This is a genomic window from uncultured Nocardioides sp. (assembly GCF_947488025.1).
Taxonomy (GTDB): Bacteria; Actinomycetota; Actinomycetes; order Propionibacteriales; family Nocardioidaceae; genus Nocardioides.
This window is the reverse complement of the sequence record NZ_CANKYS010000019.1, coordinates 1-22,676: the sequence shown is the minus strand read 5'-3', so window position 1 is coordinate 22,676 and position 22,676 is coordinate 1. Positions and strand designations below refer to the sequence as shown.

The following is a 22,676-nucleotide window of genomic DNA, read 5'->3' as shown; positions in this document are numbered from 1 at the left end:
GCTCGGCGTACGCGCCGGTGCGTCGGAATCACGCTCTTCAGCCTCGGCTACTGGTTAAAGAGATTGTCCCAAAGGTAGGCCACCGAATTGCGGGCACTCTGCGCAACGTCGGCATCGACGTCGTAGGCCGTCCAGTAATCGTTGGCGCTCCACGGCGGGTCATACTTGTGACGCGCCTTCACGGTCCCGCATTGACCGTTGCCGTCGATCGTTCGCGCGTACTCAGACGTATTGCCGGTGCTGCCGCTGCACGCGAGCGCCTGCGCCGGGCTGACCGTTAGACCTGGCAACAACGACGTAGCCACCACTACGATCGCCAAAACAACTCTCTTCATTTGTCCTCCCCGAGTTGGCCGCGTCCCCGTGGCGCGGGCCTTAGGGCTCTTGATAGTCCTCACCCTCTCGGGTGTCAAGAGGGATCTGACGACTTGGGGGTCTTGAGCCCACCGGCCAGTTGCTCGACGAGTTAATTGACACAATCGGGCCGTCACAGTGTTCCGCATTTGGAACGCGATGCGGCGAGTGAAGGCGCTCAGTGATCCCGCCGACATCATCACCGCAAGCGGATCGTCACGCGGAGCGTGCCCACATGCCGACCCTCGTTCGGTTCGTTGCCTGGCTGCGGGGTTGGCCGGTGAGATGAAAGTTCAGAGGGGGTCGGCCGCGAGGAAGGTGCGCACTGCCCATCGGGCGCGGTCGGTGATTTCACGTGAGCTGGGGGCGGGCTCGCCCAGGAGCGTCCTGATCTGGGTGTCCTGCACGACCAGCCCGTAGAGGAAGGAGAAGGCCGCCGGGGCGTCGGCGTGTGGGCTCAGGCCGGCGTCGTACAGCCTGGCGAGATAGGCCACGGCGATCGGACCGACTCGGTGTCGACCTGAGTGCAGCAGCTCGGCCGCGAGCACGGGCGCGGTCATCGCCGCCCGATTGAGCGCGATCGAGACTTCCCCCGTCAGCAGCGTCAGCAACGCGTGGGCGTAGCCCTCGAGCGTGGTGCGCGCGGTCGCAGGATCGGTCACCGGCTGGTCGAGGGAACGGGTGAGGTCGATGGCGGAGGCGTCAGCGTTTGCCCGGATCAGTGCCGCGATCAGGGCGTCGCGGTCGCCGAACCATGAGTACAACGTCTCCTTCGAGGCGTGTGCCTCTTCCGCGACGGCCTGCATGGTGGCGGCCGCGGGGCCTTGGTTGACGATGACCCGCATCGCCGCGTCGAGCACCTCGTGTTCGCGTCGGGCACGCTCATGGACCGGCAGGCGCCCGCGCCTGGTGGGTGCGTTCGACGACTCCTTGGGCGGCATGGTTGACAACCGTACCCCATCGTTCGGATACTTGCCACATGGAACCGAACGCACAAGTACGCTTCTCTCCGCCTCGAGCCACCGATGGCGGGCTGACCCCCGCGTTAATCACTGCGTGGGTCGGCGTGCTCTTCGCGGGCGCGATCTTCGGGTTCTTCTATGCCTGGGTGTGCTCGACGATGTGGGGCCTGGACGAGGCCGACCCGCGCGTGGCCATCGCCGCGATGCAGGCGATGAACGCCTCGGTGCGCAACGCGGTCTTCTTCCCGGCCTTCTTCCTCACTCCTGTGGTGCTGGGTCTGGCAGCGGCGCTGGCGTGGAGGGAGCGACGACGTGTATCAAGCCGATTGCTGCTTGCCGCCGCCGCGGTGTACCTGCTCGGCGGACTGATCCTGACCATGACGGTGAACGTGCCGATGAACGAGGCCCTCGGCGACGTGGCCGTTCCGTCCGACCTCGACGAGGCCCGCATGGTCTGGCGTGACTACTCCGGCCGCTGGCAACTGTTCAACCAGCTTCGGACCGTGGCCAGCGGAGTCTCCCTCGCTCTCGCCAGCGCGGCACTGGTTCTGCTGCATCGCAGGTCGGGCCACGAGGCGGACCGATGACCGCGGAGTTCCTGATTGTGACGGTGTTGGTCGCGGCAACCCCAGGCACCGGGGTCATCTACACGCTGACCCACGCTCTCGCCCACGGCGTCGGCGAGGGGATCCGGGCCGCGGCTGGTTGCGCGGTGAGCGCCGTACCCCACCTCGTCGCGGCCGCCACCGGGCTCGTCGCACTGCTCCAGGCCAGCTCTGCTGCCTTCCGGGGAGTCACGCTCGCAGGGTCGGCGTACCTCCTGCTGCTTGCCTGGCGCCTGTTCCACGATCGCAGTGCCCTCCTCGAGTCGGACCGGCCCACTCGCCCATCACCCGGCAACGTCATCCGAACGGCCGTGGCCATCAACCTGCTCAACCCCAAGGTGTCGCTGTTCTTCGTCGCATTCCTGCCACTGTTCGTGGACCCTGGAACCGACGGTGCGGCCCTGCGCGTGGTGCTGCTGGGTGGCGCCTTCATCCTCGTCACCTTCGTCGTCTTCGCCGTGAGTTTGTCAACCGCAGCTGGCCCCGGTGTGACGGTCTGACTTGGCACCAGGGAGTTATCCCAAGGCCCCTTCAGTTGCGGCATTTCTGTGGGGTGGACCAGTGGCGCCGTGGAGGCCAGATTCGTCCAGCTCAAGATCAGAGGTGGGCCCCGCTACCGATGCGAGCATGAGCGCCTGCTTGACTGCCTGATCGCTTCAAGATCTGCGGCCGGTTTCTGGAACCCTTGCCGAGGCGCGGACACTAACTGATGTGACCGAGCGACAGATCGACGGGTGCGAACTGTGGTCCGGCGTGCGTGCTGGCGACGCGATTGCCTTCGAGACGCTCTACGCCGAGCTGTCTGATCCCGTGTTCGGGTTCTGTTTGAGACGCACCGGCGAGTGGGAAACGGCGCAAGACTGCACCTCGCTGGTGTTTCTTGAGACTTGGCGGCTGCGCGCGACGCTCCGCGCCGAGTCCGCGGGTCTTGCATGGGTGTTCGGCATTGCGCACAACGTTGTTCGCAACACGACTAGGGCCAAGCGACGCCACCGCAGCCTGTTGCAACGTCTCCCGCTCGGCGTGCTCACCGACGATGTTGAGGGCGACGTGGCGGCAAGGGTCGATGCAAAGGCCGAGGCTGCCCGTGTGCTGGTCGCGGTGGATCGACTGCCCGAGAACGAGCGCGACGTCATCGCCCTGAGTTTGTCCTCTGAGCTGACCTACGAGCAGATCTCCATGGCCCTCAACGTGCCAGTCGGCACTGTGAAGTCGCGGCTGTCTCGGGCTCGCATGCGGCTCCGCGACGCCCTTCAAGCCGAGCTCCCCGCTCCTGTGACTCCACCCGGCCCCCCGGCCGCGGCACGGAAGCCGGCCACCAACCTCGGACCAGGAGAAGCACCATGAGACACGACATCCCCGGGCGGCTCCCGCCCCTACCTCCCGATCGCAAGCGCGCCGACATCGCCCGTCTTCGCCTCGCAATGGCACTGGAATCCAGTGCTTCCTCATCTGGGCACCAGCGCTGGTCCCGACGCACGGCTGTCGTTGCTGGAGCGGCTGTCCTGACCATTGGAGGTGGCGCCGCAGCCGCCACGACGATCATCGAGTATCTCAAGCCCGCAACTGTCACTACTTCCGGCCGCTGCTATTGGGAGGTCAGCCGGAACTTCGACAACGACTTCCCTGGCTCCACGGCAGCCAACGCGACCCGCAGTAGCGATGGATGGACACCCGATGTCGTGTCCAACTTGGTCGAGATGTGCGCAGCAGAGTGGCGTGCTGGCGCTTTTTGGCAGGACCGAGGCGATCCCATGCCCGAGCCCTCACCAACAGGCGAGTACCCCATCCCCGAGCTGGTTCCCTGCGTTCTGCCCAATGGGCAGGCAGCAGTCTTTCCAGGCGACTCCGCGACCTGCAACCAGCTCGGGTTGCCCGGCCTCTTGGTGCTGGACTGAACCTCGACATCTCGTCACGGCCCCGTCCGGGAGGCGACATCTTTCGCGAAGCCACCTCCCGGCCAGGCGCAGACGAGGGACGTTCCGGGTCGGTCTGGCTCGCAGCCCGGCTCGCAGCCCCGGGTTCAGTAGAAGCGCGCTGAACTCGCCTTGTCATTCATTGCACCAACATCGTTGCTGCTGGCATAGGGTCCATAGGTGGCGCCGGGAGAAGCGTTGAAGGAGATGTTCTCGAACAGCTTCACGTCACAGTTGGAGTAACCCTGGAACGAGCTGATCTCATTGTTGTAGGTCGCGGAAAACGTGTCGAGCTCCCATTCGTAGCCCCCGGTGTTGTCGCAGGGCCCATCACCGAAGATCGAGTAGATCCCGCCTTGCTTGTTCTTGTCTTCGTAGAGCCGCGCCAGCAGGAACGACGACAGAGCGGATGACTCTGTGCCAGCGGATAGCGCGCTCGAGGCTTGCGCGGTGTCTTGCGCCCACGAAGTCGACTCCTCGAAGGTCAAGAAGCACGCCTCGTCGCCTGTCGGCAGATAGATGCTGCAGTACAGGTCCGGAGCGTCGTCCGCCTTGCTGTCAGGCGCGGACGCGGACGCAGGCACGGCAACGCCCAGCGCAGTGGTGAGCAGCATTGCCGAGACGAGCGCGATACGGTGAAGCAACTTCATGTCTCCCCCCTTGTTGTGTGTGTCCTTGCGGTTCCTTGGACGGTCGTTGACGTTCCACCGAACACGTCCGGAATCTCGCCATAGGGCAACAAGTACGAGGCGACCGAACTGGCGGAGTCCAGTGGTCGAAGCAACGCCGAGTGTGAGGCGGTGTTGTGGATGGCGAAGAGGGCGATCTCGTATGAGGAGCAGGAGGAGTTCTTCGATCTGGTGTGCTCGGGGCTGTCGCTGCAGCGTGCAGCGACAGGTTCGGGCGTGTCGGTGAAGGCCGGGACGGGCTGGTGGCGACGATCAGGGCTCATGAGCCCTGTGATCCAGCTCGGCCGCGATGGTGGCCTGCCCGGAAGCGCGCCGGCCAGGGTGCCGGACGAGCCACGCCCCGACGGCCGGCCGCGGCAGCGGCGAGCATTGACCAGTGAGGACCGGTCCGCGATCGCGGTCGCGCTACGGTGCGGCTGCACCTACCAGGAGATCGGTGACCTGATCGGGCGCGACAAGTCGGTGATCTGGCGTGAGGTCAACCGCAACCGCGGCCCGGACGGCTCGTACTGGGGACCGGTCGCGCACCGCGCCGCGCATGAGCGCCGCCGGCGCCCCAAGCAGCACAAGCTTGCCCGCAATCCGGGGCTGTGCCGGTGGATCGAGGACCAGATGGACGACGGCTGGTCACCCAGGCTGATCGGGCAGGTGCTGCGCCGAGATCATCCACACGAGAGCATGAACCGGGTGGGCCACGAGACGATCTACCAGACGCTGTACGTGCAGGGCCGCGGCGAGCTGCGCAAGGACCTGCACCAGCAGCTGAGCCTCAAACGCAACCAGCGCAAACCCCGCGGGCACAACACACGGACCACGTCGCCCTACGCCGAGGCGTTCAAGATCAGCGACCGGCCCGCCGACGTCGAGGACCGGGCGGTGCCCGGACACTGGGAGGGCGACCTCATCGTCGGCCCGGCCAGCAAGTCGGCGATCGGAACGCTGGTGGAGCGCTCGACCAGGTTCACGATCCTGCTGCACCTGCCCGGGCGCCATGACGCCGCCAGCGTCGCGGAGGCGATGATCCGCGAGATGAGCCAGCTGCCCGAGCACCTGCGCCGCTCGATCACCTGGGACCGTGGCGGCGAGCTCGCCGAGTGGCAACGCATCCAGCTCGAGCTCGCCACCACGGTCTACTTCTGCGACCCCCGCTCGCCGTGGCAGCGCGGCACCAACGAGAACACCAACCGGCTGCTGCGGCACTGGTTCGAGAAAGGCACCGACCTCAGCATCCACACTGCAGAGGACCTCCGCCGAGTTGCCGACAGCCTCAACCGTCGACCCCGCCCTACCCTTGAGCTGCAGACCCCAGCCGACCGGCTGGCTGCGCTGCTGACCAACCCGTCAGCAGCATGACCGTTGCTTAGACCGCTGGACCTCGCCACTCACCCGAGAGAACTTCCTCCCGTCCTACGCCACCACCACCCCGTCAGGGTAGACCCGGTGGATGGCCTTGCCGGAACGCGAGAGCCACAGCACGAACATGTGGCACTTGGTCCGAACCCCGTCAATCACCACCCAGACCTCACCGAAGTCGACCTCAGCCTCTTCACCCGGACCGTGGCGCTGGGCGATGAATGCCTCCACCCGGCGGCCGGCCTCACGGTCGATCTGCGCGCGGCGTACCCGGACGTAGTCGCGCACCGTCGAGTACGACAAGTCCTCCGCAGCGTGCTCCTCGACCAGCCGAGCCAAGATCCGGGTCGCGGTGTGCCGCTGCTTCCTCGGCGCGTCCAAGTCGGTGCGCAGCATGGCGTCGATGAGGTCCTTGTACGGATCGAGCCGCGGCGCCGACCTCGTCGGCTTCTTCCGTGGTGGCGGCTCGGCGGCCGCCAGCGCCTGGCGAACCGTGCGCCGGTGCACCCCGTGACGACGCGCCAGTTCCCGGATCGACACCTCCTCGATCCTCGCGTCCCGGCGAATCGCAGCGAACAACTCCACACGTGATCCCATCCCAACCCCACCCGTCCTCGAGAACCATCAGGTGGAACCAAGGCTTGGGTGGGGCCAGATCAAACCGTCACAACCACCCCGGCGAGTCGCCCGTGGGGCCAGATCAGGCCGTCACGATGGGGCCAGAGCAACCTGTCACAGCCATCGCGGGGTACGCCGTCGCCGCCGCCGCGCTGCGGCACCACCTCACCCAAGCCCGCTGGGATCGACTGCGGTGGGGTTTCGCCGGGTCCTACGTGCTGCTAGCCGGCCGAGCCGCAGCCGAAGCCGCGCGATGAGTAGACCTCCCGAGCCGCACGGACGACAACCTCCTCAACCGCCCCGAGGCCGGATGCGAGGCCGACGACTGTGTAGGCCAGCGCAGCGCCCCGCGGTGAGACGCATGGCAGGTTGCAGCCCGCCCGTCCCTTTGATCGATCGGCCTACGGAGAGGGTCGGTGCCCTCGATGCGGACGAGTTAGGCGTGGCCCGCTGGCGCGCCGCGTTCGTCAACCGGTTTTGGTGCTTGCTGTGCTGGGAAGGGGATGTGGCTCCCGACGGCCTCAGCGGATGGCCAACGAATGTGAGGGGAAGTCACGACTCGACTCGAGCACTGGATCGGCATCCTCGCCTTGGCAGGAGCCGTCGTTGTTGGTTTGAACCTTGGCCAGATCTTCGAGGGGATTGACCTGTTGACGCCCGGCATCGGCACTGCCCTCGGCGCGGCTGCCGGGACCGCGGTGCACGCCGCGAAACAGAGACAGTCTGGCGATGACTTCGACGCGAATCGAGTCGATGCAACTCTTCTGCCGTTTGCGCTGGAGGGCAACAGGAGCGAATTCCATGCTTGTACACAGGCGGGATGAGCTCACGACGGGACTGGGCGAGCCGGCGCGACCCGCTAGTCGCAGGTTCTCTCGAATTGATCGCGCGGCACGGTCTCGCCCGAGTCGCCGACCAGTACGTGGCCGGCACTGAGCTGCGTGAGCCATCGCGGTGCGACGACCACTCCGCTGCCGTCCAGTTCAGTGGTGGTCGAGGCGGCGTCGACGCTGACCTCGCCCCGCTGCGGCCATGAGATCCCAGCGCCGCGCCAGAGCGGGGTCGGAGCGGCGGGATCCAGAGTCGTCAGCCCTGACGTGGTCAGGTCTGTGGCCCATCGGCCGATCTCGCCGGTGGCGTCCGTCACGATGACTTCGTCGAGGACTCGATCACACGAGATCACCACGAGCACCGGCTGCCCCCGGTCGTCCAAAGCGACACCGACCCGGCCCGAGACTGCGCTGGCACACCCGGCTGTCAGGAATGCCGCCAAGCCGGCCAGCACCGCCAGCGCGAGGCTGAGTCGAACACGTGCAACTATTCGGAGGGCGAGGGTGCGAGCCGAGACGCGAATGGGCATCGGCTACTTCACCTCTGATCGGCGAAGCAGGGTCGGGCCGACAGCGAGGGGCACGATGATCCAGATCGCGGTGGTCGATCCGAGCTGAGTCCGTTCCTGTGGTGGAGGCATGCGATGTGGCTCAACTTCTCTCCGATCACCGAGGTTTAGCGCCAGCGGTGCGCGACACGAACGACCGTCACGAGCAGCACGAGTTCGACGCAGCTACCGATCAGGTAGTACACCCATGTCTCGCCCAGCATCCCGCCGACGATGGTCAGCGCATAGATGGGGGCGAGCGTGAGGTTGGCGAGTCGGTTCGGTCGGCGCGGGAGCAGGAGGCAGCCGGCCACCATCAGGCTCGGGATCAGGATGTACAGCGTCGTGAGGGTCAAGAAGGTCTGGTCGATTGCGAACCCCGGTCCCGACACCTCGCCGGCCAGGGCGCCGTTGATCACGTCGGCGCGGAAGAAGCCGAAGATGTCCACGTAGGCGAACACCAACAACATCGAGGTCCACAGCCCGCTGAGGACCAGTCGGCGGTCGAGCGGTTCATGAGTCGGAGCGGCAGTGGCGGGCGTTGGCGTGACGGGGGCGTGGAACATGACTGGGATGTTTCCTCTCAAGTAGGACCGAGTTCGGCGCCGGTGCACCGAGGGTGAATGTTGACCTGGTTGTCGACGTCCTCGCCCGCTGGCACGAAGCAGCCGGACCCGGCCGTGGCTAGGTGCACGGATGACCGCTCAACCCAGCACCAGGAGCAGCGTCAGTGCCCCCAGCACGACGGTCTGCACGCTGTGTACGCAGATGCCGATGAGTGCGCTCCGGTAGCGACTGGCGGGATAAGAGACGAGGAACATGTCGAGGAGGCTTGCTGGGATGGCCCACGGGACGTGGAGGTGGTAGACGGCGAAGAGGACGCCGTTGGCACACCAGTCCCCACGGCCGAACGCTCCTCGCATGCGAGGCAGCAGCAGGCCGCGAAACAGGAGCTCTTCCCCAAGGACGGTGTTGAGGATCATCATGGTGAGGATCAACGCGAACCAGGGCCAGTTTCCCGCCATGAAGTCCTGGCCGGCGCTGGACTGGAGGAACGTGCCGAGGTCGCGGTGGTCCGGTGATGGCAGGCTCGGCAGCTCCTCGGTGGCCGCCACCAGCAGGACCAGTGGGACGAGAAGCCACCAGAGCCGACCACCGCTGCGGCCACTGCGGGGGCTACGCGGGGACCGCAGCCACAAGGCCTCTTTGGCGACCGACCAGCGCAGCGTCCCCTGCTCATGGCGCAGGGCGCCCATGACGAGGATGAACTGCCAGACCAGGCCGGCGGTGAGACAGACCAGGATCGCGCGGGGCCAGGCGCTCGGCCCCTCGAGTGCGTCGGCCAGGAGGGGACCCCCCACCCAGGCGAGCGCCGCCATCGGCAGGGCTGCCGCTGCCCACGTGCCGAGAATACGACGGCGCGAGTACTGCGGGACCGATGGCAGGGCACCCGCGCGAGCAGGGTCTGGCGTGACTGTGGCACGAGGTACCGGTCTCGTCGTTCCGAATGCGGGGGTTGCGAGCCCTCTCCCATCGTCGCGGGTCGTCGTCTCCTGAGGCAGGTCCATGCCGGCGACGCTAGGAGCGAAACAGGGTCCGGTGCGTCCTCCGAAGGCCGTCTCCTCGCTACGACCACCTGAGGACCCGGCGTCCTACCAACGTAGGACGCTGGACGCCGGCGAGGGCGATACGTTGGCCGGGTGCACCGACTGCGGGTCTTCCTCCTTGAGCACGGGTTGGATGCAATCATCGTCTGCCTGGCCGCCGCGGCGGCCCTGACCATCGTGACGCACACCGGCTCGACCGGCACCGACGACGTCGGCGTCGTCTTCCACGCGGTCGCCGTGGTCGTCATGAGTCTGGCCCTGACGCTTCGCCGTCGAGCGCCCTTCGCGATCCCGGCGGGTACGTGGCTGTCGAGCGCCACCTTGTCCATAGTCGACGGCTCGTTGATCGCGGGGCAGGCCCCGCTCTCCATCGTGGGGATGATCGCCGCGGTGCTCCTGGGTGATCTGAAGGACCATCGGCAGGCCCGTGCGGGGCTTGCCGTGGTGGTGGCGTCAGCAGCGACCGTGGCCTACCAGGACCCAACCCACACGGCGGGCGATCTGTTCTTCATCCCAGGACTCTTCGCTGCCGGGTGGCTGGTGGGGTTCACCCTGCACGCCCGCACGGAGCAGGCCGAGGCCGCAGAGGAGCGTGCGGCCAGAGCAGAGTGGCAACGTCGCAACGAGGGAAGGGTGGCGGTCGCAGAGGAACGGGCCCGGATCGCTCGCGAGCTGCACGACATCGTCGCCCACGCAGTGAGCGTGATGGTCCTGCAGGTGGGGGCACTGAGACACCGGCTGCCGGTTGAGGACGTGACGAGTCGGGAGACTCTGCGCAACGTGGAAGAGGCCGGCCGCGACGCCCTGACCGAGATGCGCAGGCTGCTGGAGGCGATGCGCCGCGACGGCGACCCCCTGGACCTGGCCCCCCAGCCCGGCCTCGGCGGGATCGCTGCGCTCCTGGACACCGTGCGCGCTGCGGGGATCGACACCGATCTTCACGTCCATGGCGAAGCCGTCGACCTTCCCCCCGGGCTAGCACTCTCGGCCTACCGCATTACCCAGGAAGGCCTGACCAACGTCATCAAACACGCCCACACCCACCGTGCCGAGGTCCACCTGCGCTACTGCACCGATGGCCTCGAACTGGAGGTCCGCGACGACGGCGGCGGACCGACCACGACAGACAGCCTCGGTCACGGTCTGGTCGGAATCCGTGAACGGGTCGCGCTCTACGGGGGAAGCATGACCGCGGGCCCCACGGAGACCGGCGGCTTCGCCCTGCGCGCACGACTCCCGCTGGGCCCGGGCTGACGGCGTGAGCATCAAGACGTTGATCGTCGACGATCAGGGGATGGTCCGCGCGGGTCTGCGCATGTTGCTCGACGTGGAGCCGGACATCGAGGTCGTAGCCGAGGCGGGCAACGGCATCGAAGCAGTCGCACGTGCCGCCCGCCACCGACCCGACGTCATCCTCATGGACATACGCATGCCCGAGCTGGACGGCCTCGAGGCGACTCGCCGGATCTTCGCCGCAGACGAGGACGCCAAGGTCCTCATCCTGACGACGTTCAACCACGATGACCTTGTGTACGAAGCACTGCGTGCCGGCGCCAGTGGTTTCGTCCTCAAAGACGATCCTCCCGAGCAACTCATCGCTGCGGTGCGCACAATCGCGGCCGGAGCCGCGTTGCTGTCGCCCTCGGTGACCCGCAGCCTCATCGCTCACTTCACGAAGGAGCGTCGAGAGCCACGACCCGTCACGCTCGACACCCTCACCGCCCGGGAGCTAGACGTCTTTCGACTCATCGCCCTCGGCTTGTCCAATGCCGAGATCGGGCGCGAGCTCTTCATCAGCGACACCACCGTCAAGACGCACGTGACCCGGCTCCTGCGCAAGCTCCAGGTCAGGGATCGCGCGCAAGCGATCGTGTTGGCCTACCACCACCACCTCTTCGATACTCGATGACAGGGAAGGACCCCATGGACCTCGTGGACGCTGAGCGCCACCTCCAAGCAGCCCAGCGCCGGGGAGACCTCGACGCACTTGATGCCCTCCTGCACCCGCGTGTCGTCGGCGCCGGCCCCGACGGCGCGCTCTTCACCAAGACCGACGACCTCATCGCCTACCTGTCCGGGTCGCTCCGGATCCTCCAGCTTGAGGAGGAGGCGGTCACCGTCCGTGACGATGGCAAGACCGGTGTGACTGATCTCGTCGCCACCGTGGTAGCGATCCACGACGGCTCGGAGACTGCAGCGCGGCTGCGCTACACGCGACTGTGGGTCCAAGAGGAAGGCCGGTGGCGCGTCATCGCCGCGACGTTCGCCCCCCACGCCGCGGGGCCGGGTGCGGGTCCGGACATCGTCGTTGTGTAAGGACCTCGGTCCGGACAGCCCCCCGTTGCCGAATGTCATCAGGCGCAGTGCTTACTCATGCCTCCCGCGGAGAGAGTGCGGACGCCCAGGTGTTCGCCGTGTCGATTCGAGTCGCCACCAAACGCTGGCCGGGGCTGGTGCCAACGACTCGACCAACCCCGCCCGCCAACGGCGACTCGAGCGGCTCGGTCACATCGAACGCTCGCAGCTCTACGTGGCCACTGGCGTCTCCGCGAGGGTCGAACCTGATCTTGTAGGTCTCCGATGAAGCTGCCTCGTACGGCAATTCAACGACGCTCGACCACTCCTCCGCTTGAGCAACAATTGCCCCGCTCGAGTCGAGTAGCTCAACGGCCGTGTTGACACCGCCGAAGTCAGGGTCCTCGGGGTCGTGGTAGTAGTCGGTCCCAGAATGTGTCGATGTCGTGATGAAGACCTTCTGCCCGGCTGAAAGCTCAAGGCCGAGGAGAGCGTTCTCGCCCGGGGCGAGGGCATGCTTCCATGGGCTAGGACTGTCGGACGCCACGATCGTTTCGTGCACCGTGGCCGCGGCAGGCGACACTTGCACGATGGAAGCGCCGGAGCCCGACGTGAGCTCGACGGCGTACTCCCCGGCCTCGGGCAGAAGGATGGGTTCGACGAAGGCCTCGCCCCAGTCCTGACTCTCGCCCAGAACTACGTCACTCGGAGAGATTAAGCGAACGAACCCCTATCCAGGAGTAGCCGTCAGCGGCGCGCGCGCTGAGTGCGACACGTTCGCCCTCGTTCGCAGCAAAGGTCGCCATGACCGGCTGTGCCGCTCCGTCTTCACCGACGGTGACGGGTTCACCCCCGATGAATAGCTCAGCTGAAGGGGTGTTCGCCGCCGCAGCCACTCCAGCTGATGACGACGTACCCACCACCGCCAGCTGAGTCAACACCACAAGGGCTGCAGCCCACATCGACATAACGACACGACCAACTTGCACGTGCGACTCCCCCGAGACGTTTGCCGGCCCTTCCCAGTTCAGGATGGTTCGGGTCTGATCGAGGGACGGCGTCGGTAGGGACGTGAGCCGTCGGCGGCGAGCAGGATCCGGATCCGGTAGTTGGTGAAGTTGCGGAAGCCGTGGGCCAGGCGGCGGGTCTTCTCGATGACGCCGTTGAGCGCCTCGGTCGGCCCGTCGCTGGTGCCGGGTCCTTCGAAGTAGGCGAGCACGTCAGCGGCTCGCTTCTTCAGGGTCCGACAGGTGGCTCCGGCGAACCGCCCTGACCTGCGGAAACGCAGGGCAGGGGCGGTTCGGTTCTGGTGGTCGCGCGATGCGCTGACCTCGTGGCTCTGCCCGACACCGACGTCGCTCTCCTCTGCGACGGACCCCTCGCCGGCTGATCGCTCGCGGCCGGCATCCTGTCCGTGTGCCGATAGGCCTCACACCGCTCGGCAACGCAGCGTGGCGTTGCGTCGCGACCTGGCGACGGCTCGGCGGGCCGCGATGATCTCGTGCGTTGGCGGACTACGGGAGCTTGGACGCGAGGACGTCGGCCGCCAGGATCTCGGGTGCTGCGCCGAGGAGGTGCTGGTTGGCCGTCAGGGCTGCGACGATGGCGCCGTTGGCGTGGGCGTCGCGAGCGGCCTCGTCGGGGAATGCATCGAAGATCCAGAAGGTGTCGGCGTGGGTCCTGACCGCGAACCAGACAATCGTTCCTACTTCTTCGTTGGCGAGTGCGACAGCGCCGGCGAGCAGATCGGCGAGCGCGTCGTGCTGTCCATCGGCCGCGACGATCTTGGCGACGAAGGCATACGGAAGTGATGCGGGTGTGGACATGAGGGGTTCTCCTTGAAGTCGGGGTTCTTCGTGGGGGCAAGTTCAGCGTATGACGAGCGAGGGCCGATGGGGAGTGGCGTATACGACAGTATTGCTATTGTTCGCGCCATGCGTATCGGGCTGATCGCGATCGACGGCTGCTTCGGTTCGGCTGTCGCGTCGGTCATCGACATCGTGCGGGTGGCCGACGGGGCCCGCGGCGATGTCGACCCGCGGATCGACCCGATCGAACTCGCCATCCTCGGACCGAAACGGCGAGTGACCACGACGGCATCGATGACCCTGTCGGTTGACCACCCGCTGTCGGAGTCCGCAGAGTTCGACGTGGTCGTCGTCCCTGCGCTTGGAACCCTCACGGCCGCCGCTACCAACGACGCCCTCCAGAGCCGAGATGCTCGTTCGGTCATCGCCTCGCTCGGGCGCCTCGACGACGCGACCACCCGGATCGCCGCGGCGTGCACCGGCGTGTTCGCTGTCGCTGAGACCGGACGGATGCATCATCGGCGGGCGACGACCAGCTGGTTCCTGGGGCCGGAGTTCCTGAAGCGCTATCCGACCGTCGCCCTCGATCTCGACACCATGGTCGTCGTGGACGGGAACCTCGTCACCGCCGGCGCCGCGTTCGCCCACATCGACCTCGCGCTCTCACTCGTGCGATCGATCAGCCCCGACCTGGCCCAACATGTCGCCAAGCTCCTCATCATCGACGAGCGTCCGTCGCAGGCGGCCTTCGTCGCATACGAACATCTCCGGCACGAGGACCCGATCGTCGTCGAGTTCGAACGCTTCGTGCGCGCCCGCCTGGACGAACCGTTCAACGTCGCCTTCGTCGCGCAGTCGCTCGGCACCAGCCGGCGCACCCTCGAACGACGAGTCCGTGCGGCGCTCAACCTCACTCCGCTCGGGTTCGTCCAACGGCTTCGCATCGAACGAGCTCGGCACCTCTCAGCAACCACGGACCTCACCTCCGCCGAGATCGCGCTACGGGTCGGCTACGCGAACGCCGAGACTCTGCGCTCCCTCCTGCGTAGGGAGCGACGCCGTTCCTGACCTATCGCCATGCCTGTAGCCGGTGTCCTAGCGCCCGGTTGGAACCACCTCTCAGCACGTCGCGTCGACGCTCCTGCGTCGCCCCTGGACGACCCACTCGACACGCCCGCAGGGCATCGCGGCAGTAGGCCGTGACGTGGGCACGCCGCTCGTGAACCGGACGGGCGCCGGGTCCGGATGACCCCCGCCGGTCGACTGCTCGCCGACCTCGACGGCACCACCTCGATCATGGGGTGCAAGAATGACGGGACCATGCACGCCGAGGAGATCATCGTGGCCGAAACCGCCGGCGCGGAGCGCCTCCTTGAGTTTTCTCGGGCCGCAGCCCATGCCACGATATCTGCAAGCCGCTGCTGAATCGCTATGCGCCGGGCGCGCAGATCACCTATGCGGTGAAATACAGGCCAAATTTCCGGCGCGAGCCGCAGAATATTCTCGACGGGTTCAAATGACCGAATTCTTCGCCCGTATCGAAAAGGAACTGGACGGGCTGGCCGGTGCCAGCCTGTCCCGCTTGCTCAAGCGCAAATACGATACAACCACCGTCAAGGCGAACTGGCTGGCGGTACTGGAAGATTACCCCAAGTCCAATTTCCACTTTCCGCGCTTTCCCGATCAATGTGTCGAGGTGACCTGGCAGGGCGGCCGCTATCTGGCGTTTGGCACCTCGGGCGAGGGCGTTCTGGCCGAGGCCGCCGATGGCACGATCCGGCTGCTGAACCCAGTGGAGGAACTCTTCGACGAGGAAAGCGTCTTCGTGAACAGCAACTCGGATGCCTTTGTCCGCTGTTACTGCCTGTTCATGGCGGCGGTGTTCACGGCCAAGGGCTATCCGGGCGATCTGATACAGCACATGCCGGCGATCACCGACCCGCTGCGCGATCAGTTGACCGATGCCGACCCGCCGGCGATGGCCGAGCCCGCCTTCTGGTCGCAACTGCACTATATGCTGGACGACCTCATCTTTCCGCTGGCGGTGCCGATCCTCGATTACCTCGAGACCGGGCGTATGGGTTGATCCTTTGCCAGGCCACCGTGTCGACGTGGATCCGCCCGACCAACCTGCCCAACTGGACCACGCACGTCCAAATCGGCAAGGACACCTCGGACTTCCTGCTGCTGCAGTAGGGAATACGCCGCCGAGCTCGTTGTGCACGGCAGAAATGTTTTGCAGTTTGTACTCCACGGATCCACTCGAACGGTCGATTTTCTGGAGCGGTCCTGCCGGAAGGCCGTTTTGCTGAACGGTGTGCCGTCAAGTTCAAGGCGCAGCATCTCGAAGTAGGTGTCGATCGTCAGGTCGACCTCGCGCTTCTCCCAAGCCGCACCAGCCATCGCATTCCGCCTCCTGGTTGGCTCAAGGTACTAGCCAAGGGACACGAGCCGTAAGCAATTCGCTAGGGCCGCTTTGGCGGCCCCGCATCCGATTACGCGGCGTGAGCGGAGCGTATCGGCGCATCATTCGTCCGAGGCGCCCATGGTCGAATTGAGTTCATTGGTCTAGACCAGTAGCCATCGCTGTGCGCGGCTCGGTTGACATTCATCCGCGCCGGTGAATTGGCGCCAATCCACCGACACTGTTAGGCGCGACATCAACAACTCTGCACCTGGTAGACCTCACCCCGATGGGCGGCGTCGCTCGGCCCGAGGTCGGCTCGGTCGCGGCGCGATGGAGGTGAAGTCGGCTTTCCGCACCTGGCATCATTCGGCGTCCCGCATGCCGAACCGCCTACGGAAATGGCGCGATGCGTGAGCGGCTCCGCTCAGTTTGGATCGTCGGCGTCCCGCGAGGGAGTGGGTTATGGGACGCCGACGAGGTGGCGATCAGCGTCGTGAGGAGGCGTCAGCGAGTTCTGCCTTCGCAGCGGTGCGTTGGCGCTCGATGGCGCGGTAGACGGTGGAGCGGCCGACGCCGAACAGTTCGGCTACCTCCAGGGTGCTGTACTCGCCGCTATGCACCAGCGACACAAGGTGCGCTCCTGCTTGCGGCTCAGCTTGGGCTGCTTGCCCTTGAGTCGACCCATGGCCTTCGCGACCTTCATGCCCTCGACCGTGCGTAGTCGGATCAGGTCGGACTCGAACTCGGCGACCATGGCCAAGACGTTGAACAGCAGCCGCCCGACGGCGTCGGTCGGGTCGTAGACCGACCCGCCGAGCGAGAGGCTGATCTGCCGGGTGGTGAGCTGGTCGGCAATCGCACGAGCGTCGGGCAGGGACCGGGCGAGGCGGTCGAGCTTGGTGACAACCAAGGTGTCTCCCGCGCGGCAGGCGGCCAGTGCCTCGCGGAGTCCGGGGCGTTCGCGGTTGGTGCCGGTCAGGCCATGGTCGACATAGATCCGCTCGGCCTCGACACCGAGGCCGAGCAGGCCATCACGTTGCACCGTCAGGTCTTGTTGCTCGGTGGAGCATCGGGCGTAACCGACAAGTAGGGCGCTCATGGCGCACCTCCCAAATGGGGTTGGCCCGGCCACGCACGGGATGTAGTCGGCTCGGGCGTCGGGCCGAACCCGACACCACCAGCGACTGCCCTTCTTGCCCGGTCCGCAAGTACCGTCACTCCACCCTTCCCTCGACTCGCTTTTCGTAATACGATTTTCGCCATGGTCAGCGAAGAGCAAATCCAGCAATGGGCGGACGAGGCCGAAGTTGGCTACGCCGTCGAGGAGATGAAGCGCCGCGGACGCGGTCGGCCCGGACGTGGCGCCGAGCCGATGCAGGTTGTTGCCGTGCGCCTCACAGCGGAGGAGCTCGCTGCGGTCGACGCGATCGCCGAGCGAGAGCACATCTCGAGATCCGAAGCAATCCGCAGGGCGCTGGCCGGCTCTGCGGCGTGAAGGTCCACGACAGCGCGCTCAGACACGGGGTGCTTTCAGAGGACGTAGTTCAAGCAGCCGACTGGCCGCTCTGGGTCGAACCGATTGATGACGAGGACTGGCCGCACCGCGAACTACGGCTCGGCTTCGACACCCAAGCCCGCCTACTGGAGACCGTCGTCCTGATCTTTGAGAGCGGCGACGAGATGGCCATCCACGCCATGCCGGCCCGTAAGCAGTACTGGGATCTCCTTCCCTAAACTGGCGGCTCACGCACCCACAAGCGGATCGGTACGCGGAGCGTGACAATGCGGGATGGGCTCGCGGAGCGACCGGTACGGGATGCACTCCGCCAACCGATCGAGCGGTCATAGATCCGGGGAAACGGCAACCCAGTAGGACGTGCTCGTGCAGCCGTCCGGAATCGATGCCGCCGGCGCCTCAGACGCCTCGCGGTATCCCCCGCTCAGGCTGACGGCCTCATCTCGGCGTGTCTGTGTTTCGAGCGCGGAAGAGTCCAATGCCCACGCATCATCATCAACAACGACCACCGAGTCTGCCGGCCACAGGACAGCAACGAGATCCTCGGTGCCATCCATGCGTACGGCCACGCAGCCCTCGTTGTCCACGAGCTTCCCGTTCAGGAGGGCGTCATCGCTCTCGAACTGTTCGTCTTTCAACACGGCCAGGTCGGGACCAGATGGGGTTACTGGCTCATCGCTCGAACAGCCGCTTACACATGCGGTCAATGTCAGCAGCAGTGGCAGCAAAGGGCGACAAGTCATGAGACGCACCCTAGAAGATCAGGTTGACTCGCAAGTAGTCCCCAATCTGCCCAGTCATGTAGGAGAACTGGTCCCGGCACCCCACCGCGCAGACGCCGCCTGAATGGATGCCAACGGCTCGGGCGCCGTCGAACCACGGGCCGCCACTGTCCCCGCCGTCGGCTCTGCGGTTGTACATCTCGACCAAGTTGCAGTACGGCCCGCGACAAGCGCCAAAATTACGGACGGTGTCGCAAGACTGCCCTGTCGTTCTACCGAACTTGCAGAGGGCCTGGCCCAACGCCGGCGCCATCGGATGAGTAGTGACGGTGTTGTATGTCGAGAAGGATCGCCAGAACGTCGGCGACGCGGTCTCAGAAGAGGAGAAGAAGCTGATGTCGCCGCGGCTCGCCGCCAGCGACCGTCGATAGTTCAAGCTCCGCCCCTCGTAACTTTGCGACGTGCCGCAGTGGTCGGCAGTCAGCAAACCGCGAAGTCCTGAATCGAGATCTCTGACAGTGAAACCGGACGTGCATCCAGACATCTGACCGCCGCCGCGAAGGATGTCATTCTGCGCGGACCCGCCTAACGCAGCCACGACCTCCACAGCGGCCTGCGCTCCGCGGCTGCAAGAGGCATCCGATTCACCGCCGCGATCGCATGCGATTGGATGGCGTCAAGTGCAACCTCAGGCACCTTCGCGGTCGAGCCAAGCAGATGCACAAGGACGGTTCCGGATACCCGGTCGTACTCGCTGGCCACCGCGTTCGAGGAGAGACCGCGCGCCTTCAACGAAGCCCTGGCGGCATAGTGTGCTGACGATACGGCGTCAACGTAACTCTTCTCGGATTGCGGCGCACCGCCTTCGATCGTGACGGGCACGGGCACCTCTGAGAAGAGGTCAACCACACCGGCTGGCGGCTCACCGACGAACGCCACCGTGGCGCCGACTTCTCCAGACGGATTCATGGCGCCCCACGCGAACGTGTCACCGTGTACTCCCTTGACGCGAGCAAGAGCGTCCGAGAATTCATCGGACCAGGCATAGCGGGCGACGGCATCCTCCGAAGGAATGCCGAGTTCGGAGGAAAGGGTGTTGAACCATTCCTCGTCGTGTCCGTCCTCTGCCGACTTCGGAGTGCTGGACGCAGTAGCGCTTGGCTGGATTTTCGGATCCGATGCATTAGAGACTGGTCCGATCCCCGTCAGCAGAAGAACCGAGACAGCTGCAAGACTGATGCGTCCGCGCATGAGCGAAGCATTCCCCCGTATGTGTTGTGTGGTCGAATCAAAGCGGTTTCCCCTACATGCGTCAACAGGGCCTTCCCCCGCCCAGTGCGGGTAACGGGGTCGGGGCTTGGACGAACCGCATGACCCGACGAACAATGCCCAGGCGATGGCCGACATGGGGACCCAAGCTCGCAACCGTTTGGCTGCTCTGTAGATGTGGCGCGGGGACACTGGGAGGGTGCACATGACGTGCCGCACCATTCCGCGTGGCCCGACCATGCGCCTGGCGCCTCGGGGAGCGCTTCTGACAGGCGCGCGGAGGTCCGAATCAAACCTCGGATTGTTCACTGGGCCGTTGTGATTGTTCACTGGGCCGTTGTGTAAACGCTCGCCGTAATGGTCCCGGTCCGGATAAGGAAGGGTTAACGGCGCCGGGTTCCCCAGGTCCAAGTTCCTCGAGGACTTCGACTACACCGCGAACCTCAACATCAATCCCGCCACCATCCACCAGCTCGCGAGCGGCGAGTGGGTCCGCAAGGGCCACCCGCTGTGCCTGATCGGGGACTCCGGCACCGGCAAGTCGCACCTGCTCATCGGACTGGGAACCGCCGCGGCCGAGAAAGGGTTCAGAGTGAAGTACACCCTGGCCACCCGCCTGGTCAACGAACTGGTCGAAGCCGCCGACGAGAAGCAGCTTGCGCGCACCATCGCCCGCTACGGCCGCGTCGACCTGCTGTGCATCGACGAACTGGGCTACATGGAACTCGACCGCCGCGGCGCTGAGCTCCTCTTCCAGGTCCTCACCGAACGCGAAGAGAAGAACTCCGTCGCGATCGCCTCCAACCAATCCTTCTCCGGCTGGACCAACACCTTCACCGACCCCCGCCTGTGCGCCGCGATCATCGACAGGCTCACCTTCGGCGGCAACATCATCGAAACCGGCAGCCACTCTTACCGCCTAGCAAGCACCCAACACGAAGCCAGATGAGAACACCTTCCCCGGGGCCGAATATCTTCGTCCGGGTGGAGCCAGTTTGGGTTGACACAGCCAATGAACAGTCGAAGATCAGGAATGGTAATGAATGAGCGCTCGCGAGTAAACTCGAGCGTCACTGGAACGTCGGTCGCACATAAGAGACGCTCGGCGTCGTCTACCGCTTACGCGCAACGGAAACCGCTTTTGCGCCTCTGCCCGCACACACACGCGCCGACCTCCAGGCGGAGGTCGGCGCGTGCACTGATGTGTGGACGTGGCACCACGGGCTCAGGTGGACACTCCACCCACGCTGCCGGTCACCTGTCCGAAGACTTCTCCGGTGGCACGACACGACCGACGTTCAACCGGCCGATGACAGTCTTGCCGTCTTCGAGGTAGAGCGGGATCCAGATATTGCCATCAGCATCGACTCGCTCGGCCATCAACTTCGCGGCCTCTTCCGGATTTGCTGCAACCGGACCCTCGTAGTCGGCCGAGTACACGAAGGCGACGCTCTCCCCGGCAACCTGCGCAGCCACGTCGTCGCCAGGAAGAAGGTCGACGATGCCCTGGTCCAGGGCAACCTCCACGAGATCGGGCGCCTCGGCCGCGACCTGCACCTGTCCGATGGTCTGCCCGTTCGCGTTCTGGTCGAACCTCGGAAGGTCCACGCCGGCCGCATAGGCACCCGCCCCTGCAGCAAGCCCCACGCTGAGGACAGCGGTCGGGATCAGGACCCTGCGAAGCCTTGAACTGTTGTCAAGCATGGTGTCTCCTCACCAGAACCTGAGGTGGTCGGAATACGTGGGTCCCGATGAGACGTACCCTCCGAGGCCCTCGTTCCACCGGGACCCACTCCCGCTCGCGTGGTAGTAGTCTCCCGACTTCTTCCTGCATCCGGTCTGCTGGACATAGTAGGCCTCGACATGGACTTCCGAGTTGTAGCTCGTGTTGTAGACCGTTCCAGTGTTCCCACACACGAAGCTGCCGTTCTCACTGACGAGCTTCACGCTCGCTGTCATGTAGTAGGCAGGCATGTTCGACACCGGGTTCGCCACGCTGCAGGGACTTCCCGAGTACTTGGCGAAGTTGCGAGTATTGGCGACGGCCTTGTAGGTGCTGTTGTTCACGTGGTTCCGGTAATACCCGCAGGCCGCTTGAGTCGTGTCGATGTAGTTCCAGCTGGAGTACGCAGTTGCCGCAAGTGCTGCACTGCCCCATCCAACGATTGAAGCCACGATCGCCAGGGCCGTGAACCGAATGACGCCTTTCAATTTTCCTCCCCCATCAAGCATTGATCTTGAACGGAGGCTTCACCACTGTTAGGAAACGTGTCAAGAGTTCAACGAACAGGATTGACAAATCGCTTGTTCGTCCACTCTGTTGAATTTCTGTGCCACGACCGTTGCCACAGATGAGGGATCGGTTGAACAGCGCCCCGTGCCGAGCCGTGCCCGGCCGACCCCCGATCGACAATCGGTCTAGACTAGTCAGTGGCCGGGCTGCTTGCCCACCATGCGGCCAAAGGCGATCAGACGATCGTCGGTTTGGAACAGCTCGGCGCACGTCGTGAGCGTTATCAGGCGCTGCCCGGGCTCCTGTGCCGGTTCGATGCCCCCAGTGCGCGGGTTGTCCGGCACCTCACCCACCACCCAGCCCTGTGTGAAGGGCACCGAGAGCGCGTCGCCGGCCGTGTCCAGCCGGTAGGTGTAGATCCACCTGGCCGTCTCGACGACCATTTCGTCGCCCACCTCGAGCTCAGGCATCCGCCGCAGTGGCTCACCATGAGTGACCCTGTGAGCAGCGAGTGCGTAGTTGCCGACCGCGCCGGCCTCAGCGGTGCCCGCGAAGTGGCCGTAGCCCACGGACAGCACGTGCTCCGAGGTTCCGGCGAGCACCGGGACCGCGTAGTCGTCGCCGAAGCGAGGGATGCGGATGACCGCCTCGACTGGGCCGTATCGGCTCGTGAACGAGCCACGCCCCTGCTCCGACGTCCTGTCGATGGCTGTCTGGCGGTCCCAGTGAGCCTCCGCCTCGAGGACCAGCTCACGGTGCGCGCGCTCGGAGACGATGTTCGTGCCGTGCATCTGCCAGAGCACGTAGCCACCGAGACCCAGCCCTGCGAGAAGCAGAAGGCCCCCGACGAGACCGAGCGGCCCGAGCTGAACCGCCCCGGCGAGTCCGGAGACTCCGTTCCTTGGGAAGGATGGAGTCATGTCAGGGAGTACGTCGAAGAGGTA

General features: G+C 65.5%; 27 protein-coding genes and 3 pseudogenes. 13 read left to right on the top strand and 17 right to left on the bottom strand.

The window, feature by feature from the left end:
- Positions 1 to 47: 47 nt before the first annotated feature.
- Positions 48 to 335 carry a hypothetical protein gene (locus Q1B24_RS20710; RefSeq protein WP_299932391.1) on the bottom strand — a complete coding sequence of 96 codons (288 nt, stop codon included), beginning with the start codon at positions 333 to 335 and terminating at the stop codon, positions 48 to 50.
- Between the two features lie 312 nt (positions 336 to 647).
- A complete protein-coding gene (locus tag Q1B24_RS20705) occupies positions 648 to 1,295 on the bottom strand; it encodes a TetR/AcrR family transcriptional regulator (RefSeq protein WP_299932389.1) in 648 nt (215 codons plus the stop codon).
- Positions 1,296 to 1,333: 38 nt separating this feature from the next.
- Here Q1B24_RS20705 and Q1B24_RS20700 point away from each other — a divergent pair, with 38 nt between their 5' ends.
- The 3 genes from Q1B24_RS20700 (at position 1,334) to Q1B24_RS20690 (ending at position 3,268) form a co-directional block, all read left to right on the top strand.
- Positions 1,334 to 1,903, top strand: a complete 570-nt coding sequence (locus Q1B24_RS20700; RefSeq protein ID WP_299932386.1) for an anthrone oxygenase family protein — start codon at positions 1,334 to 1,336, stop codon at positions 1,901 to 1,903.
- Positions 1,900 to 2,421: a LysE family translocator gene (locus tag Q1B24_RS20695; protein WP_299932381.1), complete on the top strand. Its 522-nt coding sequence runs from the start codon at positions 1,900 to 1,902 to the stop codon at positions 2,419 to 2,421. The genes Q1B24_RS20700 and Q1B24_RS20695 overlap by 4 nt, the downstream gene beginning before the upstream one ends.
- A gap of 211 nt (positions 2,422 to 2,632) precedes the next feature.
- Complete coding sequence (locus Q1B24_RS20690) at positions 2,633 to 3,268, top strand: RNA polymerase sigma factor (RefSeq protein ID WP_299932378.1); 636 nt, start codon at positions 2,633 to 2,635, stop codon at positions 3,266 to 3,268.
- A 676-nt stretch (positions 3,269 to 3,944) separates the two neighbouring features.
- Here Q1B24_RS20690 and Q1B24_RS20685 read toward each other — a convergent pair.
- The gene (locus tag Q1B24_RS20685) at positions 3,945 to 4,487 is read right to left on the bottom strand and encodes a hypothetical protein (protein WP_299932375.1); all 543 of its coding nucleotides are present in this window, start codon (positions 4,485 to 4,487) and stop codon (positions 3,945 to 3,947) included.
- Positions 4,488 to 4,646: 159 nt separating this feature from the next.
- On the opposite strand from Q1B24_RS20685, the gene Q1B24_RS20680 reads away from it, so the two are divergent.
- Positions 4,647 to 5,879 carry an IS30 family transposase gene (locus Q1B24_RS20680; protein WP_299932372.1) on the top strand — a complete coding sequence of 411 codons (1,233 nt, stop codon included), beginning with the start codon at positions 4,647 to 4,649 and terminating at the stop codon, positions 5,877 to 5,879.
- 78 nt (positions 5,880 to 5,957) lie between these two features.
- On the opposite strand, the pseudogene Q1B24_RS20675 reads toward Q1B24_RS20680, so the two are convergent.
- The 5 genes and pseudogenes from Q1B24_RS20675 to Q1B24_RS20655 form a co-directional block, all read right to left on the bottom strand.
- A pseudogene (locus Q1B24_RS20675) lies at positions 5,958 to 6,476 on the bottom strand (IS21 family transposase); the annotation flags it as partial.
- A 542-nt stretch (positions 6,477 to 7,018) separates the two neighbouring features.
- The gene (locus Q1B24_RS20670) at positions 7,019 to 7,300 is read right to left on the bottom strand and encodes a hypothetical protein (RefSeq protein WP_299932369.1); all 282 of its coding nucleotides are present in this window, start codon (positions 7,298 to 7,300) and stop codon (positions 7,019 to 7,021) included.
- A gap of 56 nt (positions 7,301 to 7,356) precedes the next feature.
- Positions 7,357 to 7,857, bottom strand: a complete 501-nt coding sequence (locus Q1B24_RS20665; RefSeq protein WP_299932366.1) for a hypothetical protein — start codon at positions 7,855 to 7,857, stop codon at positions 7,357 to 7,359.
- A gap of 146 nt (positions 7,858 to 8,003) precedes the next feature.
- Complete coding sequence (locus Q1B24_RS20660) at positions 8,004 to 8,441, bottom strand: DUF6326 family protein (protein ID WP_299932363.1); 438 nt, start codon at positions 8,439 to 8,441, stop codon at positions 8,004 to 8,006.
- 138 nt (positions 8,442 to 8,579) lie between these two features.
- Positions 8,580 to 9,236, bottom strand: a complete 657-nt coding sequence (locus Q1B24_RS20655; RefSeq protein ID WP_299932360.1) for a CPBP family intramembrane glutamic endopeptidase — start codon at positions 9,234 to 9,236, stop codon at positions 8,580 to 8,582.
- Positions 9,237 to 9,575: 339 nt separating this feature from the next.
- Between Q1B24_RS20655 and Q1B24_RS20650 the strand changes: the two genes are divergently transcribed.
- From Q1B24_RS20650 to Q1B24_RS20640, 3 genes are read left to right on the top strand one after another with little or no spacing between them, the layout of a single operon-like run.
- A complete protein-coding gene (locus Q1B24_RS20650) occupies positions 9,576 to 10,736 on the top strand; it encodes a sensor histidine kinase (RefSeq protein ID WP_299932357.1) in 1,161 nt (386 codons plus the stop codon).
- A 4-nt stretch (positions 10,737 to 10,740) separates the two neighbouring features.
- Entirely contained in the window at positions 10,741 to 11,391 is a 651-nt protein-coding gene (locus tag Q1B24_RS20645; protein WP_159899379.1) for a response regulator transcription factor, read from the top strand.
- Positions 11,392 to 11,405: 14 nt separating this feature from the next.
- The gene (locus tag Q1B24_RS20640; protein ID WP_246196744.1) at positions 11,406 to 11,798 is read left to right on the top strand and encodes a nuclear transport factor 2 family protein; all 393 of its coding nucleotides are present in this window, start codon (positions 11,406 to 11,408) and stop codon (positions 11,796 to 11,798) included.
- Between the two features lie 55 nt (positions 11,799 to 11,853).
- Here Q1B24_RS20640 and Q1B24_RS20635 read toward each other — a convergent pair whose 3' ends face one another.
- The 3 genes and pseudogenes from Q1B24_RS20635 to Q1B24_RS20625 form a co-directional block, all read right to left on the bottom strand.
- The gene (locus Q1B24_RS20635) at positions 11,854 to 12,360 is read right to left on the bottom strand and encodes a hypothetical protein (RefSeq protein ID WP_299932343.1); all 507 of its coding nucleotides are present in this window, start codon (positions 12,358 to 12,360) and stop codon (positions 11,854 to 11,856) included.
- Positions 12,361 to 12,804: 444 nt separating this feature from the next.
- Positions 12,805 to 13,023 (bottom strand): annotated as a pseudogene (locus tag Q1B24_RS20630) (transposase); the annotation flags it as partial.
- 268 nt (positions 13,024 to 13,291) lie between these two features.
- The gene (locus tag Q1B24_RS20625; RefSeq protein ID WP_114332294.1) at positions 13,292 to 13,603 is read right to left on the bottom strand and encodes a putative quinol monooxygenase; all 312 of its coding nucleotides are present in this window, start codon (positions 13,601 to 13,603) and stop codon (positions 13,292 to 13,294) included.
- Positions 13,604 to 13,711: 108 nt separating this feature from the next.
- Here Q1B24_RS20625 and Q1B24_RS20620 point away from each other — a divergent pair, with 108 nt between their 5' ends.
- The 3 genes from Q1B24_RS20620 (at position 13,712) to Q1B24_RS20610 (ending at position 15,671) form a co-directional block, all read left to right on the top strand.
- Complete coding sequence (locus Q1B24_RS20620) at positions 13,712 to 14,653, top strand: helix-turn-helix domain-containing protein (RefSeq protein ID WP_003941078.1); 942 nt, start codon at positions 13,712 to 13,714, stop codon at positions 14,651 to 14,653.
- Positions 14,654 to 14,830: 177 nt separating this feature from the next.
- On the top strand, positions 14,831 to 15,010 hold the full coding sequence (locus Q1B24_RS20615) for a hypothetical protein (RefSeq protein ID WP_299932330.1): 180 nt from the start codon (positions 14,831 to 14,833) through the stop codon (positions 15,008 to 15,010).
- Between the two features lie 91 nt (positions 15,011 to 15,101).
- The gene (locus Q1B24_RS20610; RefSeq protein WP_299932327.1) at positions 15,102 to 15,671 is read left to right on the top strand and encodes an SUKH-4 family immunity protein; all 570 of its coding nucleotides are present in this window, start codon (positions 15,102 to 15,104) and stop codon (positions 15,669 to 15,671) included.
- Positions 15,672 to 16,578: 907 nt separating this feature from the next.
- Here Q1B24_RS20610 and Q1B24_RS20605 read toward each other — a convergent pair.
- Positions 16,579 to 17,091 carry a recombinase family protein gene (locus tag Q1B24_RS20605; RefSeq protein WP_299932324.1) on the bottom strand — a complete coding sequence of 171 codons (513 nt, stop codon included), beginning with the start codon at positions 17,089 to 17,091 and terminating at the stop codon, positions 16,579 to 16,581.
- Positions 17,092 to 17,253: 162 nt separating this feature from the next.
- On the opposite strand from Q1B24_RS20605, the gene Q1B24_RS20600 reads away from it, so the two are divergent.
- On the top strand, positions 17,254 to 17,487 hold the full coding sequence (locus Q1B24_RS20600; protein WP_299932321.1) for a ribbon-helix-helix domain-containing protein: 234 nt from the start codon (positions 17,254 to 17,256) through the stop codon (positions 17,485 to 17,487).
- Complete coding sequence (locus Q1B24_RS20595) at positions 17,484 to 17,726, top strand: hypothetical protein (RefSeq protein ID WP_299932318.1); 243 nt, start codon at positions 17,484 to 17,486, stop codon at positions 17,724 to 17,726. The genes Q1B24_RS20600 and Q1B24_RS20595 overlap by 4 nt, the downstream gene beginning before the upstream one ends.
- Before the next feature lie 108 nt (positions 17,727 to 17,834).
- Here Q1B24_RS20595 and Q1B24_RS20590 read toward each other — a convergent pair whose 3' ends face one another.
- Positions 17,835 to 18,251, bottom strand: coding sequence for a hypothetical protein (locus Q1B24_RS20590; protein ID WP_299932315.1), 417 nt, complete (start codon positions 18,249 to 18,251; stop codon positions 17,835 to 17,837).
- 564 nt (positions 18,252 to 18,815) lie between these two features.
- Positions 18,816 to 19,481, bottom strand: coding sequence for a hypothetical protein (locus Q1B24_RS20585; protein WP_299932312.1), 666 nt, complete (start codon positions 19,479 to 19,481; stop codon positions 18,816 to 18,818).
- Positions 19,482 to 19,878: 397 nt separating this feature from the next.
- On the opposite strand from Q1B24_RS20585, the pseudogene istB reads away from it, so the two are divergent.
- Positions 19,879 to 20,448 (top strand): annotated as a pseudogene (gene istB, locus Q1B24_RS20580) (IS21-like element helper ATPase IstB); the annotation flags it as partial.
- Positions 20,449 to 20,753: 305 nt separating this feature from the next.
- Here the strand turns inward: istB and Q1B24_RS20575 are convergent.
- From Q1B24_RS20575 to Q1B24_RS20565, 3 genes are all read right to left on the bottom strand, one after another.
- On the bottom strand, positions 20,754 to 21,203 hold the full coding sequence (locus Q1B24_RS20575) for a hypothetical protein (protein ID WP_299932309.1): 450 nt from the start codon (positions 21,201 to 21,203) through the stop codon (positions 20,754 to 20,756).
- A gap of 9 nt (positions 21,204 to 21,212) precedes the next feature.
- Entirely contained in the window at positions 21,213 to 21,731 is a 519-nt protein-coding gene (locus Q1B24_RS20570) for a hypothetical protein (RefSeq protein WP_299932306.1), read from the bottom strand.
- A gap of 195 nt (positions 21,732 to 21,926) precedes the next feature.
- Positions 21,927 to 22,676: class E sortase (locus tag Q1B24_RS20565; protein ID WP_366916567.1), on the bottom strand; the 750-nt coding region annotated here is incomplete at its 5' end.